We start from the raw sequence: 12,908 nt of genomic DNA on the forward strand, positions 1-12,908 counted from the left end.
CCGGCCTATGCCGGGATGACGGCTCATCAGCTAACTGAAGAACAGCGTTACCTTACCTTTAAGCGATACCCTGGCACGTCGTCCCGGCGAAGGCCGGGACCCAAGTTCCTACCGCAGCCTTCAACATCAATACCTGCTCGGCGCAATCCCCTCCGCATAGTCATACAGCGCCCCCAGGATCTCCTCCGCCCGCTCGTCCGCATTCTCGGACAGCGCATCGATCTCTGCAAACAGCTGGTCGACCGTCCGCGCCCCGTTCGCGCCATCGAACAGGCGCGCCGCGCGGTGCGCCTCCCACTGCTGCATTTCCGCTTCCGACAGGGTCTGCGGGAAGTTGCGGGCGCGGTAGCGGAAGAACAGCTCGCCCAGGCGCTCGTCTTCGAACGAGGGCCGCATGCCGGCCAGGGCCTGCGGTTTTTCGACACGCAGCGACTCCAGCTTGCGCCGGTCGCCGTTGCCGACAAAACCGCCGTACAGGTCTTCGTCCACATCCACCTCGTCACTCGACGCCGGCTTCTTGAACACCTCGGCCCAGATCGCCGCCATGTTGCGCCCCGCCGCTGCCAGGGCCGCGTGGGCGCGCCCGCGTTCCAGGTCGATGTCCCAGCGCGCCGCCATGCTCGGGTGCAGGGTCTTGAGGTTCCCCACCAGCATCGGCGACTTGTTCAGGTGCACGCTCTTGATCGGCAGGCGCGTCATCCCTTCCGGCATGTCGGCGCTGCGGGTGAACATGCGGGTGCGGATGGTGTCGATGTCCAGGTCGAACAGTTCCGATGGATCATGGCGGCAGTCCCATACCAGGACCTCGTTCTTGTTGGTCGGATGCTGGGCCAGTGGCCACACCAGGCCCAGGCAGCCGTACTCGACCGGGAACATGCCGGACACGTGCAGGAAGGGCTGGCGCTGGGCCGGCTCGAGGTGCAGGCCCATCTCGGCGGCGACACGGTCCTTGCGGCGCAGTTCCAGGCAGAAGTCGAACAGCTTCGGCTGCTTTTGCCGGATCAGGCGCGCCAGCGCAATGGTGGCGCGCACGTCCGACAGCGCGTCGTGGGCCGCGTCGTGCACCAGGCCGTTGGCCCTGCTCAGGTCTTCCAGCCGGAAGCTGGGCTTGCCGTCTTCCTTCATCGGCCACTCGATGCCGTCGGGACGCAGCGCATAGGTCATGCGCACCACGTCCAGCAGGTCCCAGCGGCCGCAGCCGTTCTGCCATTCGCGCGCGTAGGGGTCGATCAGGTTGCGCCAGAACAGGTGGCGCGTCACTTCGTCGTCGAAGCGGATCGTGTTGTAGCCGACCCCGACCGTGCCCGGCTCGCTGAAGGCGGCCTCGATGTGGCGGGCGAATTCGTGCTCCGGCACGCCGTGTTCCAGGCAGTGCTGCGGCGTGATGCCGGTGATCAGGCAGGACTGCGGATCGGGCAGGAAGTCCGGCGCCGGCTGGCAGTACAGCATGATCGGTTCGCCGATCTCGTTCAGTTCGGCGTCGGTGCGGATAGCCGCGAACTGGGCCGGGCGGTCGCGGCGCGGGACTGCGCCGAAGGTTTCATAGTCGTGCCAGAGGAAGGTATGCGTGCTCATGAATTGTTGTGCTGTAGCGGGCAGGCGCCATGGTGGCACAGAATGGGCGCGGCGTCAGCCGTCGCGATCAGCGCTCGAGACCGAACTAAATGCTGACGCGGTCGCGACCGGCCTGCTTGGCGCGGTACAGGGCGGCGTCGGCCGCCGCCACCAGCTCGTGCTCGGTGCCGCCGAGCGGCAGGCTGGCCACGCCGAAGGAGCCGGTAATGTGGGGCAGGGGCAGGCGCATGTCGGGGAACACGATGGCCGTGCGCAGGCGTTCGGCCAGGCGCTGTGCCACCATCTCGGCCAGGCCGGTCTGGGTGTCGGGCAGCACCGCCATCAGTTCTTCGCCGCCGTAGCGTACGGCAAAGTCGGAGGGACGGAGCGACTCGCGGATGATGTTCGCGGCGGCGGACAGGGCGGCGTCGCCGGCGATGTGGCCGTGGGTATCGTTGAAGCGCTTGAAGTGGTCGAGGTCGATCATGATGACCGACAGCGGGCTGCCGTCCTGGCCCGCCCGTGCAGCCAGCTTGGGCAGCATTTCGTTGAGCCAGGCGCGGTTGTACAGGCCCGTCAGGCCGTCGTTGAGCGAGAGCTGGCGGTAGAACTCGCCCAGCTTCTGGCGCCGCCTGAGCTGGGCGTTGGCGGCGCGCACGCGGAAGGACAGCAGGCGCAGCAGGTTACGCGCCAGCACGTTGGAGCGGTCGATCAGCTGCCACACCAGTTCCGGCTCGATCACCAGCAGTTCGCAGTCTTCCAGCGCCGTCATCGCCGCCAGGTTGACCGCATCGTCCAGCACCGCCTGCTCGCCCACGCTTTCGCCGGGCAGCACGTGGGTGACGCCGGTATCCTCATTGCCGCTGTGGGCATCTGGCGCCACTTCCAGCGTGCCGGACAGCACGATGTAGAGACGCGCGCGCAGGCCGTCCTCGACCCGCTGGCCGGCCGCCACGCGCAGCACCGTGCAAGGGGCGAGCGCGGCCGTGACGGCCGGGTCGTCGGCGTCGCGGAACAGCTGCAGGTCGCGTACAGCGTAGGGGGATGCACCGAAGGTGCCGATCGGGTCCAAGGGGATTCTCTAATGAAAGCGTCATTACGACATGGAATGATAACCCATTGCAACTCATGCGGATGGGATGGCGTTCCAGAAACAACAGTGGTCAAATGGCGGCCATGACGAATTCCTCCCACCTGGTCGATGCGCTCGGCCATTCCCACACCGCGGCGCACGATGCCCGCATCGTCTCGCTGGTGCCCTCGATCACCGAACTGCTGTGCGAGCTCGGCCTGGCGCAGCAACTGGTCGGCCGCACCGGCTTCTGCATCCATCCGAAGGACATCGTCGAGCGTATCCCGAAAGTGGGTGGCACCAAGGACGTCAACATCGAAAAGATCCGCAAGCTGGCGCCGACCCACCTGGTGGTGAACATCGACGAGAACGAAAAGCCGACCGTCGAGCGGCTGGCGGAGTTCGTGCCGAACATCGTCGTCACCCACCCGCTGGTGCCGACGGACAACCTGGCGCTGGCGCGCCTGATGGGAGGAATCTTCGGCGTGGAAGGGGCGGCCGAACGCTGGTGCACCGCCTTCGAACTGGAATACGCGACCCTGCAGGCCCTGCCACGGGCGCCGCAACGCACCGTCCTGTACTGTATCTGGCAAGACCCGTGGATGAGCGTATCGAAAGACACCTACATCGCCGCCATGCTGGCCGAACTGGGCTGGCGCGTGCCGGACCTGGGCGAGGCGCGCTATCCGCGCTTCGAGTGGTCGGAAGGGCTGGTTGGCCAGCTCGATGCGGTGCTGCTGTCGACCGAACCCTACCGCTTCACGGAAGCGCATGCGGACGCGCTCGAGAAGCAGCTCGGCATCCCGGTGTTCCTGGTCGACGGGGAGATGATGTCGTGGTACGGCAGCCGCGCACTGGCCGGCCTGCGCTATCTGCGCGAGCTGCGGGCGATGGTGGAAGGCGCTGCCTGATGCGCGCACGCCCAGGAGCAGGGCGTGCGCGAGTGGATCACGAGTCGGTCAGGTGCTTGTCCGACAGCGGATCGTCGATGGCCGGGGAGGTATGCTTGTTCTTGTCCTGCAGGCGGCCGAGGGCGCTGTCGAGGGCGCGTGCCAGCTTGCCGCCGGCGTTCTTGATCGACTGGCGCAGGTCGTCGGAGTGCTCATGGACGACGATCGGCTGGTAGCCGCTGACGCGTGCTTCCATCATGCAATAGTTGCCGCCGTCGGCGCCTTTTTCCCTGTTCTCATTGCTCAGATGTACGTCCACACGGGTAATGTGCTCGCCGAAGCGATCGATCGAGCTGCGGACAACCGTTTCCACGTGTTCGTCCAGGCCCTGGTGGTTGGTGATGGTGCGGTCGGTATTGACGTTGATCTGCATGTGATTGCTCCTGTTGTCATAACGCTTACATCTTACCTGCGGCGCGATTTTGGCCGCGTCCCGTTATGACAGGTGGGGCCGACCCCGCAAGTTGCAAGGCCGACCATATTCAGGAGTTGCCTCAGCGGCGGTGCCGCTGGAAGAACTGCCACATGAGCTCGTTGGCATCGACGTCGCGCGTGGTCTTGCCGATAGGCAGGCCCACATTGAAGGCATCGGCGCCCGGCCAGGTGTGGCCACCCTCCTTGACCGTCACCAGCGCCACCCGCGTGTCGGCATCGCCCTGTTCCAGGTAATGCACCTCCGTGCCGTCGGTCTTGTCGGTATCGAGCACGCGCGACTGTTCGGCGGCGGCAAGCAGCCCGTTGTGCTTGAGCCAGTAGCGGTGGCTGTCGACGGCTGACAGGTATCCGGTGGCCTTGCCGTCGTAGGCGACCACTTGATCGGCGGTACCGTGGACCAGCATCACGCCCACCTTGCCCGGCTTGCCGTGGTGCTGGACCACCGGCTCCGGCGTGGGTCCGCCCACCGAGGCCACGGCGGCGAAGGTCTGCGGCAGCTCGGCCGCCAGGCGCAGCGCGAAGAAGCCGCCGCGCGACAGGCCGGACGCGTACACGCGGCTGGCATCGATGCGGTAGTCCTTCCTGAGTTTGGCGAGCAGCGCCTCGGTGAAGCCGACGTCGTCGCTGCCGCCCAGGTAGGACTGGCCGAAGCCGACGTTCCAGTCTTCCTTGATGCCTTTCGGGTAGACCACGATGAAGCGGTGCCGGTCCGCGGCCCGGTTCATGCCGGTGTACAGCATTTGCTCGGCCATGCTCATGCCGCTGCCGTGGAAGTTGAAGACGACCGGGTAGGGCCGGGTGTCGCTCGCGTACGAAGGCGGGGTATAGACGATGTAGCGGCGCTTTTCTTCCTTGTGGACCAGGCTGCTCACCTGGGCGAGCGCGCTGCCGCACCCGGCGGCGAGGACGAGGAAGGCGATCAGGATGCGTTTCATGGCGACTCCGTAGTGATGGAGCCGTCAGCGTACGGATCCTCAGGTGAAATCGCGGTGAAAATCCGCCTGCTTTTTCAGGCCGCTAGGTGCGGCGTGATCTCGACCCGGTAGTCCTTGACGCCCGGATGAAAGGCGATGTCCCAGCCCATGGCCTGCGCCGCGCGCCGCAGCAGCAGCTGTCCGTGCGCGAAGCCCTGGACCTGACCGTGCCGCTCTCCATCCACGCTGTTGATGATGCACAGCGCCCCGTTTTCCCACGCGATCGAGAGCACTACCTGCGGCCCGCCATGAAACAGGGCGTTGCCGATGCAGTTGTTGAGCAGGATGCCGGCCAGCTGGCGGTTGCCCAACACCGGCAGCCGCTCCGGCAAGGACAGGCTGAAGCGCTCCTCGTCCCAATCCTCTGCGCCGGGCAGGCGCAGCAGGCAGGTCTCGATGAGGGCGCGCAGGTCGACGTTTTCCTGGCCGAGCTGCTGGCTGCGCGCCAGCGCGAACAGGACGTCGATGGTGGCGCCGATGTCGTGCAGGCCGCTGCGCAGCTGCGCCAGTTCCTCGGGGCCGAGCGCACGGCCTTCGCTCAGGACCAGCGTGTTGCGCATGACCGTCAGGGGCGTGCGCAGTTCATGGCCGACGTCGCGCGTGAAATCGTGCTCGCGGCGCAGCGCAGCCTGCAGCGCGCCGAAGCTGGTGTCGAGGCGCTCGGCCAGCACGCCGATCTCGTCAAGCCGCCCGCGCGCGCTGAAGGCGGGCGTGGCGCCGGGCGCCAATGCCTGCGCTTCGCGCGCCAGCACCTGCAGCGGCAGCACCAGGCGCCGCGCCAGCAGCCAGGCCAGCAGGAGGGCCAGCGCAATCAGCAGCAGCGCGAAGAAGATCAGCACCCCACCCACGTCCTGCACCACTTTCGACACCACCAGCACCGGCGCCACGTCGGCCAGCAGGTAGACACGACCATGGCCCGGCAGCTCGCGTGCCAGGAGGTGGTAATGCTGGCCGGTGTCGGTAAACACTTCGGCGCGTTCCTGCAGGGGAGTGGTGGCGGCGCGTACCGCCGCGGGGAGGCTCGCGTGGCTGGCGTGGATGGCGACCAGGTCGCTGGACGGGCGCGGCAGCGCGCCGTGGCGGGCGGCGTGCTGCTCGATGGCCCGGGCCTCGCGTTCTAGCAGGCGCCCGACCAGCATGTCTTCGGTGACGTAGGCGATCACCACCGCCAGGCCCGTATAGCCCAAGCAGATCAGGACCGTGAGGCCGGCCAGCGCGGCGAACAGGCTGCGGCGGATCGATCTAAGCATCGCTGGGCGGCTCCAGGTCGAGGCGGTAGCCGAGCTGCAGGATGGTGGCCAGGATTTTGCGGCCAGATGCCGCTTCCAGCGTCTTGCGCAGCGTGTAGATGTGCGACTTCAGCGCATCGCTGGCGGGCGGGGTCGCACCCCACAAGTGCTGGACCAGCGCCGAGCGCGGCACCGGATGCGGGTGCTCGCGGCACAGCATGAGCAGGATGGCGAAGCCGGTCTGGGTCAGCGCCAGCGGTGCGTCGCCGTAGAGTGCGCGCCGTTCGCGCGGCATCAGCGTGAACGGCCCGACCCGCAGCTCCTGCGGCTGGTAGAGGGCGCCGCGCCGGGCCAAGGCCTCGCAGCGCAGGGCGACTTCGCGCAGGTCGAAAGGCTTGGGCACATAGTCGTCGGCGCCTTCGCGAAAGCCCTGCGCCTTGTCTTCGAACGCGTCGCGCGCCGTCAGCATCAGCACCGGCACGTTGCGCGGCGCCCCGGCCTTGATTGCGCGGCATACCTGCAGGCCGTCGAGGTCGGGCAGGTTCAGGTCGAGCAGGACCACGTCGTAGGGCTGCGTGGTGGCGAGCCGGATGGCCAGCTCTCCGGTACCGGCATGGTCCGGCTGCCAGCCAAGCCCCTCGAGGAAGCCGACCAGCTGGCGGGCGATGGTCGGGTGGTCCTCCACCACCAGCACGCTCAGCACGGGGCGCTTCATGCCCTGGCCCGCTCCTGTTCTTTCTCGTGGTGCGGAAAGCGGTCCATGCGCGACAGCACCGGGAACAACAGCGCCCACAGGCCGGTCACGGCGAGCGTGGCGGCGCCGCCGAGCAGGATGGCGCGCACCAGGCCGAGCCAGCCGGCGGTGACGCCGGATTCGAATTCGCCCAGCTCGTTGGAGGCGCCGATGAACACCGAATTGACCGCGCTGACGCGGCCGCGGATGTCGTCCGGCGTTTCGTACTGCACCAGCAGGTGGCGGATGTAGACGCTCACCATGTCGCCCGCGCCGAGCAGGAACAGGGCGCCGAGGGCCACCGGGAAGCTGTCGGTCATGCCCATGACGAGGGTGCACAGGCCGAACACGGCGACGCCGCCGAACATCCACAGGCCGACCCGGCGCGTGATCGGGAAGAAGGCCAGCAGAATCGAACACAGGGCCGCACCCAGGCCCGGTGCGGTGCGCAGCAGGCCGAGCGCTTCCGGGCCGGCGTGCAGCACGTCGTGGGCGTAGGCCGGCAGCAGGGCGGTGGCGCCGCCGAACAGCACCGCGAACAGGTCGAGCGAGATCGCACCGAGCACGATCGGGCGCGACCACACGAAGCGCAGGCCTTCCAGCAGCGACGCCAGGCTCACCGGCCCCTGGCTGCGCGCCTGCGGCGCGGCGCGGGTGCCGGCCATGCACAGCACCGCGACCGTGAGCAGGCTGGCGGCCACCATGTGCACCGTCATTGGGCCGAAGGCGTACAGCAGGCCGCCAATGATCGGGCCGGCGATGACGGCCACGTGGAAGGTCGAGGAACTCAGGGCCACGGCCTGGCTGAAGTCGCGGTCCGGCACCAGGTTCTTGAGCACCGCCTGCGAGGCCGGCATCATGAAGGCGCGTGCGGAGCCGAACAGCACCAGGATCGCGAACACCGGCCACACCACGCTGCTGCCGCTGGCGGTGAAGCCCACCAGCAGCAGGCTGCACAGCAGTTGCGTGGCCATGCACAGCAGGACGATGTTGCGGCGGTTGTAGCGGTCGGCCACGTGGCCGGCCCACAGGATCAGCACCAGGAAGGGCGCGAACTGGGCCAGGCCGATCAGGCCGAGGTCGAACAGGCTGCCCGTGATCTGGTAGACCTGCCAGCCGATGGCCACGCTCTGCATCTGCACCGCCAGGGTGCCGAGAAAGCGCGCCGAAAGGTAGAACGAGAGGTTGCGGTTACGCAGGACGGCCAGGCCGCTGGACGAGGACAGCAGGGACATGAAGGGCTTTCGGGACAATGCTAGGGATCGCTATGCATTGTGCCCGAAATTTGGACTTTCGTAGGGTGGGCGGCTCGTGCATCGTGCCACCGGCACGATGCACCCCACGCGGTGATCGGTCCCAGCTCCTGTTTCGCGCCGGATGATCTCGCCGCTAACTATCACCGCGTGGGCGGGAGACCCGCCCACCCTACGCCAGATCAGCCTCACTGGTGAACGCATCCGCAAAGAACTCGTCTTCCGGCAGTCCGCACTGCGCCACGTAGTCACGCCGCGCCGATTCCACCATGATGGGCGCGCCGCAGGCGTACACCTGGTGGCGCGAGAGGTCCGGGATGTCCTGCATCACGGCCGCGTGCACGTAGCCGCTGCGGCCCTGCCAGGCGTCTTCAGGCAGCGCGTCCGAGATCACCGGCACGTACTGGAAGTCCGGCAGCGTGGTTTCCCAGGCGCGGCACAGCTCGTCCATGTACAGGTCCTGGGGACGGCGGCCGCCCCAGTACAGGCGCACGAGGCGGGTCGATTTCAGGTGCATCAGGTGCTCGACCAGGGCCTTGACCGGGGCGAAGCCGGTGCCCGATGCCAGCAGCACGATCGGCTTGTCGGACTCTTCGCGCAGGAAGAAGGTGCCGAGCGGGCCTTCGAAGCGCAGGATGTCGCGCTCCTTCATGGCGCCGAACACGTGGTCGGTGAACAGGCCGCCCGCCAGGTGGCGGATGTGCAGTTCGAGCGGGCCGCTGAACGAGGGCGCGCAAGCGATGCTGTAGGCGCGGCGCTTGCCGTCCTTGAGCAGGAATTCGATGTACTGGCCGGCGCGGTAGGCCAGCGCCTCGTTGGCCGGCAGCTGCAGCGTGACGATGGCCACGTCCGGCGCGGCCTTGCGAATGCCGGCGACCCGGGTCGGCATCTTGCGCACCGGGTAGTCCGAGCTGCCGCCCACTTCGCGCGCCTCGATCACCAGGTCCTGTTGCGGCACCGCGCAGCAGAACAGCGACATGCCCTGGGTCTTCTCGATGTCGCTCAGGGCGCGCTGCTGGTGCGGCTTGTGGGTCAGTTCGCCCTCGAGGACCTTGCCCTTGCAGGAACCGCAGGCGCCGTTCTTGCAGCCGTAAGGCAGGCCGATGCCGGCGCGGATCGCGGCGGAAAGGACGGTTTCGTCGGCTTCGCAGCTGAACTGGTGGCCGCTGGGCTGGACGGTGATCTGGAACGTCATAAATGAATGCTCTGATGTTGCTATTGGAATGTCTTGGCTATTTTACACGGAGCAGGGCGGGGGCCGCAGACGCTACCCGGGCTGGGATACAATCCTGCGGCACCGAACCGACCCTTTGAAGGAAGCACCATGCAAGCCAGCGATACCCCGACCCTGACGATCCACCAGGCGCCCCACGGCCGGGGACTGGCCTGGCTGGCTGCCGGCTGGTCCATGTTCCAGCGCCGCTGGCAGCCCTTGGCGGTGCTCAGCGCCGGCCTGCTGATCCTCCTGTGGCTGTTCATCCCGCGGGCCAGCATCCTGGTGCCCGTCCTCGCCACCGTCTACCTCGGCATTGTCGCGGCCTGGTGCCGCATGGCGCGCGGAGGCGAAGTCTTCCTGGCCGGCAGCGGCGCCTGGAAGAATCCGGCGCTGTGGGCGCTCGCCATCGTGGTCGGTCTTGCCTCGCTGGCGCAGCTCATGCTCGTCGGCGCGATCGGCGCGGGCGCCGCGATGCAGGGAATGTATAGCGCCGCGCACATCGGCAAGGGCCTGTTCTATGCATTCGCCGCCGCCCAGCTGCTGGTGTGGCTGGCCTTGTCGACGCTGTGGCTGGCGCCGGCGCTGGTGGTGGAACGGAAAATCGGCGTGGTGCGCGCGCTGGGCCTGAGCGTGGCCGCTTCGCTGCGCAATCCGCTGCCCTTCCTGACGGTGGCGGTGCTGGGCGCACTGATGCTGCTGCTGTCGATGCTGCTGCTGGGACTGGGCCTGATCGTGGCCATGCCGGTGCTGGCCTGCGCCGCGGCCAGCGCCGCCGACGAGCTGCTGGCCTGAGCCCATGAAGACCCGCTCCACACTTTTCAAGCGCCCGCGCCTGCTCGTCGTCGGCTGCGGCGACGTGGGCATGCGCCTGCTGCCCCTGCTCGCCGGGCGCTTCCGCGTGTTCGCCCTGACCAGCCAGCGCGAGCGCTGCGCCGAGCTGCGCGCCGCCGGCGCGGTGCCGGTGGTGGCCGACCTCGACCAGCCTGCGAGCCTGCAGCGCCTGCGTGGGCTGGCCGACTGGGTGCTGCACCTGGCGCCGCCGCAGCCCGAGGGTAGCCTGGACCGTCGCACGCGGCACCTGGTCGCCGTCCTCGGCCAGGCCCGGCGCCTGGTCTACGTGAGCACCAGCGGCGTGTATGGCGACTGCGGCGGCGAACTGGTACGCGAGACGCGCCCGGTGGCGCCGCGCAATGCGCGCGCGCAGCGCCGCGTCGACGCCGAACAGGTGCTGCGCGCCTGGGCCGTGGCGAATGGCGCGCGCCTGGCGATCCTGCGCGTGCCGGGTATCTACGCCGCCGACCGCCTGCCGCTCAAGCGCCTGGAACAGGGCACGCCGGCGCTGCGGCCGGAAGACGACGTCTACACCAACCACATCCACGCCGACGACCTGGCGCGCATCGTCGCGCTGGCGCTGCTGCGCGGCCTGCCGGGCCGCGTGGTGCATGCGGTGGACGACACCCGCATGAAGATGGGCGAGTATTTCGACGCCGTGGCCGATGCGTACGGCCTGGCGCGGCCGCCGCGCCTGCCGCGCAGCGAACTACAGGCGGTGGTCACGCCGATGCTGCTGTCCTTCATGTCGGAGTCGCGGCGCCTCGACAATACGCGCCTGAAGCGCGAGCTGCGCGCGCGCCTGCGCTATCCCGACGTGGCCGCGGCGCTGGCGCGCGGAGTACAATCGGGCTCCCAATGAAAGAGGCCAGCATGACCTACGAAGAATACCTCGACGAAGTGACCACCCTGATCGTCGAAAAATACGGCATCCCGGACGCCGCCGCGATCAAGATCGTCGTCGATGCGCAGGACAAGGAATACTTCGTGGCGCACGACGACAAGCCCGAGATGCGCACCCTCGACCGCGCCCATACGGACGCGCGCAACCTGTACCAGGCCAGCCTCGCCAAGTCCGGCAAGAAGAAGTAAGCCTTTGCCGTCCCCGGTCGGGACGACCTCTCTCCAATCTTCCATCCATCCGGCTTGCCTCGGAGGCCTGCGCACGTCTAGAGCATGCCTTCAAAAACAGCAGCATCTTGTGCAAATAACATGCTGAATGTGTATCATTTCGCCCTTGACGAGAAAAGCCATACAAATGATGCCAATGCGGCCTTGTATGAAAATAAATCGCGATAGATCACGGAAAGTGACAAATATTTAACAATCCTGAAAGAGTCCCATGCCCATCAGACGCCTTCCGCCCGGCGCGGAATACGACCCCAACCGTCTCCTCGACGCCATCATCGCCAGGCTGCGCCTGAAGAACGACGCCGCCCTGTCGCGCGTGCTCGAAGTGGCGCCGCCGGTGATCAGCAAGATCCGCCACAACATCCTGCCGATCGGCGCCACGCTGCTGCTGCGCATGCATGAGGAGAGCGAGTTCAGCATCCGTGAACTGCGTGCGCTGATGGTCAAGCCGACGGACGCGCTGCAGCCGCTCGCGGCCTGAAAAAAGAAGGCGCTGTCAGCGTTGGATGTGGAAAATGCCGATTGCTGCTCGCAGCAGCTGCTCAGGCTCGGCAATACGCCCTTCGTCCAGCGCCCAGCGCCAGCCAAGGTAGTTCGGCAAGTAGCGTGAGGCCACGCCATGGAAGCGCGAAAGCCAGCTGCGCAGGCGCTGGTGATAGGAATTGACGTTCTGCACATGAACGGCGCCGCGCATGCGCTCACCGGCCCGCAGGTTCACAAAGGCATGCGCTATACCAGCCTCGCGCGTGAAAGTGCGGTACGCAACATGCCCGTCGGTCACCAACAGGACGTCAGGGTCGAGCACGGGCAGCAGGTGCCGGTGCAGCTGGCTGGGGGTGACCGCAGCCCGCCCGGTGATACAGGAGCGGGTCTGACCACTGCGGTCACGGGCCACCAGGATGCAGTCGTGCTCGTGGCTGATGCCCCGGCTGTGTGCGCTGCCACCGCGCTTGCGGGCAGGCCGGTCCAGGCAGCGCGAACCCTTTTGCGATTCGAGGATGAACATCTCGTCCGCCTCAGCAATGCCCGCGAGGCGCTCGGGCTGGTCCAGCCGCGCCCCGTCAAGGAATCGATGACGCCAGCGAAAGCTGGTGTTGCGATGCACTCCGATACGCTTGGCTGCCGCGCGCACGCTGCGCGAGTCGAGCATGTCCCTGAGGTAGTCGATCCATTTCGCGCGGTGGCGCAGCCTGGCGAGAGGCGTGCCGGTCAAGGCGCTGAAGGTGCGGCCGCAAGCGCGGCAGCGGTAGCGCTGCAGGCCTCGAACGATGCCGTGACGATAATGCCGGAAGCCGCCGCAGCCGGGACAACAGAGGGGAGCAGGCCGGGCCCCATCGATGGCTTCGCACACCTGATCCAGGCCAAGCGCCGGGCGCAGGAATTCGATCAGCAGTGATCGTTGCTGGCGGCTGAGCAAGCCTGCCTGCTGCAGCAAACGACGAAAGCCGGCGGCATTCATGGTCCCTCCTGATCATCGACCCAGGTTGGACATCCATTCAGCTCAGCAGTTCAGTTTCTACACGTAGCGGT

At 67.3% G+C, this 12,908-nt stretch carries 14 protein-coding genes; 5 read left to right on the plus strand and 9 right to left on the minus strand.

Annotated elements, in window-relative coordinates; translation table 11 throughout:
• Window positions 1-126 precede the first annotated feature (126 nt).
• The gene (gene sbcB, locus LK539_RS07880) at window positions 127-1,575 is read right to left on the minus strand and encodes an exodeoxyribonuclease I (RefSeq protein WP_227800351.1); all 1,449 of its coding nucleotides are present in this window, start codon (window positions 1,573-1,575) and stop codon (window positions 127-129) included.
• Window positions 1,576-1,660: 85 nt separating this feature from the next.
• Window positions 1,661-2,626, minus strand: a complete 966-nt coding sequence (locus tag LK539_RS07885) for a GGDEF domain-containing protein (protein WP_227800352.1) — start codon at window positions 2,624-2,626, stop codon at window positions 1,661-1,663.
• 104 nt (window positions 2,627-2,730) lie between these two features.
• On the opposite strand from LK539_RS07885, the gene LK539_RS07890 reads away from it, so the two are divergent.
• On the plus strand, window positions 2,731-3,537 hold the full coding sequence (locus tag LK539_RS07890; RefSeq protein ID WP_227800353.1) for a helical backbone metal receptor: 807 nt from the start codon (window positions 2,731-2,733) through the stop codon (window positions 3,535-3,537).
• Window positions 3,538-3,574: 37 nt separating this feature from the next.
• Here the strand turns inward: LK539_RS07890 and LK539_RS07895 are convergent, their stop codons facing one another.
• The 6 genes from LK539_RS07895 to LK539_RS07920 all read right to left on the minus strand — a co-directional run bounded on the left by LK539_RS07895 (window position 3,575) and on the right by LK539_RS07920 (window position 9,395).
• The gene (locus LK539_RS07895) at window positions 3,575-3,949 is read right to left on the minus strand and encodes an HPF/RaiA family ribosome-associated protein (RefSeq protein WP_227800354.1); all 375 of its coding nucleotides are present in this window, start codon (window positions 3,947-3,949) and stop codon (window positions 3,575-3,577) included.
• A 121-nt stretch (window positions 3,950-4,070) separates the two neighbouring features.
• Complete coding sequence (locus LK539_RS07900; RefSeq protein WP_227800355.1) at window positions 4,071-4,946, minus strand: PHB depolymerase family esterase; 876 nt, start codon at window positions 4,944-4,946, stop codon at window positions 4,071-4,073.
• Window positions 4,947-5,020: 74 nt separating this feature from the next.
• Entirely contained in the window at window positions 5,021-6,235 is a 1,215-nt protein-coding gene (locus tag LK539_RS07905) for a HAMP domain-containing sensor histidine kinase (RefSeq protein ID WP_227800356.1), read from the minus strand.
• Window positions 6,228-6,929, minus strand: coding sequence for a response regulator transcription factor (locus LK539_RS07910; protein ID WP_227800357.1), 702 nt, complete (start codon window positions 6,927-6,929; stop codon window positions 6,228-6,230). The genes LK539_RS07905 and LK539_RS07910 overlap by 8 nt, the downstream gene beginning before the upstream one ends.
• On the minus strand, window positions 6,926-8,182 hold the full coding sequence (locus tag LK539_RS07915) for an MFS transporter (protein WP_227800358.1): 1,257 nt from the start codon (window positions 8,180-8,182) through the stop codon (window positions 6,926-6,928). Before LK539_RS07915 ends, LK539_RS07910 begins: the two co-directional genes overlap by 4 nt.
• 190 nt (window positions 8,183-8,372) lie before the next feature.
• The gene (locus tag LK539_RS07920; RefSeq protein WP_227800359.1) at window positions 8,373-9,395 is read right to left on the minus strand and encodes a CDP-6-deoxy-delta-3,4-glucoseen reductase; all 1,023 of its coding nucleotides are present in this window, start codon (window positions 9,393-9,395) and stop codon (window positions 8,373-8,375) included.
• A gap of 129 nt (window positions 9,396-9,524) precedes the next feature.
• Between LK539_RS07920 and LK539_RS07925 the strand changes: the two genes are divergently transcribed.
• The 4 genes from LK539_RS07925 (at window position 9,525) to LK539_RS07940 (ending at window position 11,859) form a co-directional block, all read left to right on the plus strand.
• The gene (locus LK539_RS07925) at window positions 9,525-10,208 is read left to right on the plus strand and encodes a hypothetical protein (protein ID WP_227800360.1); all 684 of its coding nucleotides are present in this window, start codon (window positions 9,525-9,527) and stop codon (window positions 10,206-10,208) included.
• A gap of 4 nt (window positions 10,209-10,212) precedes the next feature.
• A complete protein-coding gene (locus LK539_RS07930) occupies window positions 10,213-11,109 on the plus strand; it encodes an SDR family oxidoreductase (protein ID WP_227800361.1) in 897 nt (298 codons plus the stop codon).
• An 11-nt stretch (window positions 11,110-11,120) separates the two neighbouring features.
• Complete coding sequence (locus LK539_RS07935; RefSeq protein ID WP_227800362.1) at window positions 11,121-11,339, plus strand: hypothetical protein; 219 nt, start codon at window positions 11,121-11,123, stop codon at window positions 11,337-11,339.
• A 250-nt stretch (window positions 11,340-11,589) separates the two neighbouring features.
• A complete protein-coding gene (locus LK539_RS07940; protein ID WP_227800363.1) occupies window positions 11,590-11,859 on the plus strand; it encodes a hypothetical protein in 270 nt (89 codons plus the stop codon).
• A gap of 15 nt (window positions 11,860-11,874) precedes the next feature.
• Here LK539_RS07940 and LK539_RS07945 read toward each other — a convergent pair whose 3' ends face one another.
• Complete coding sequence (locus tag LK539_RS07945; RefSeq protein ID WP_307729094.1) at window positions 11,875-12,837, minus strand: IS1595 family transposase; 963 nt, start codon at window positions 12,835-12,837, stop codon at window positions 11,875-11,877.
• Window positions 12,838-12,908 lie beyond the last annotated feature (71 nt).

It is taken from the genome of Massilia sp. IC2-476 (genome assembly GCF_020707295.1).
Lineage (GTDB): Bacteria > Pseudomonadota > Gammaproteobacteria > Burkholderiales > Burkholderiaceae_D > Telluria.

What these genes read in the sequence shown, in the direction of transcription:
- LK539_RS07900 (WP_227800355.1), bottom strand. Translation starts at nt 4,946, where the DNA reads ATGAAACGCATCCTGATCGCCTTCCTCGTCCTCGCCGCCGGGTGCGGC.
- LK539_RS07935 (WP_227800362.1), top strand. Translation starts at nt 11,121, where the DNA reads ATGACCTACGAAGAATACCTCGACGAAGTGACCACCCTGATCGTCGAA.
- LK539_RS07930 (WP_227800361.1), top strand. Translation starts at nt 10,213, where the DNA reads ATGAAGACCCGCTCCACACTTTTCAAGCGCCCGCGCCTGCTCGTCGTC.
- LK539_RS07890 (WP_227800353.1), top strand. Translation starts at nt 2,731, where the DNA reads ATGACGAATTCCTCCCACCTGGTCGATGCGCTCGGCCATTCCCACACC.
- LK539_RS07915 (WP_227800358.1), bottom strand. Translation starts at nt 8,182, where the DNA reads ATGTCCCTGCTGTCCTCGTCCAGCGGCCTGGCCGTCCTGCGTAACCGC.
- LK539_RS07905 (WP_227800356.1), bottom strand. Translation starts at nt 6,235, where the DNA reads ATGCTTAGATCGATCCGCCGCAGCCTGTTCGCCGCGCTGGCCGGCCTC.
- LK539_RS07925 (WP_227800360.1), top strand. Translation starts at nt 9,525, where the DNA reads ATGCAAGCCAGCGATACCCCGACCCTGACGATCCACCAGGCGCCCCAC.
- LK539_RS07945 (WP_307729094.1), bottom strand. Translation starts at nt 12,837, where the DNA reads ATGAATGCCGCCGGCTTTCGTCGTTTGCTGCAGCAGGCAGGCTTGCTC.
- LK539_RS07920 (WP_227800359.1), bottom strand. Translation starts at nt 9,395, where the DNA reads ATGACGTTCCAGATCACCGTCCAGCCCAGCGGCCACCAGTTCAGCTGC.
- sbcB (WP_227800351.1), bottom strand. Translation starts at nt 1,575, where the DNA reads ATGAGCACGCATACCTTCCTCTGGCACGACTATGAAACCTTCGGCGCA.
- LK539_RS07940 (WP_227800363.1), top strand. Translation starts at nt 11,590, where the DNA reads ATGCCCATCAGACGCCTTCCGCCCGGCGCGGAATACGACCCCAACCGT.
- LK539_RS07910 (WP_227800357.1), bottom strand. Translation starts at nt 6,929, where the DNA reads ATGAAGCGCCCCGTGCTGAGCGTGCTGGTGGTGGAGGACCACCCGACC.
- LK539_RS07895 (WP_227800354.1), bottom strand. Translation starts at nt 3,949, where the DNA reads ATGCAGATCAACGTCAATACCGACCGCACCATCACCAACCACCAGGGC.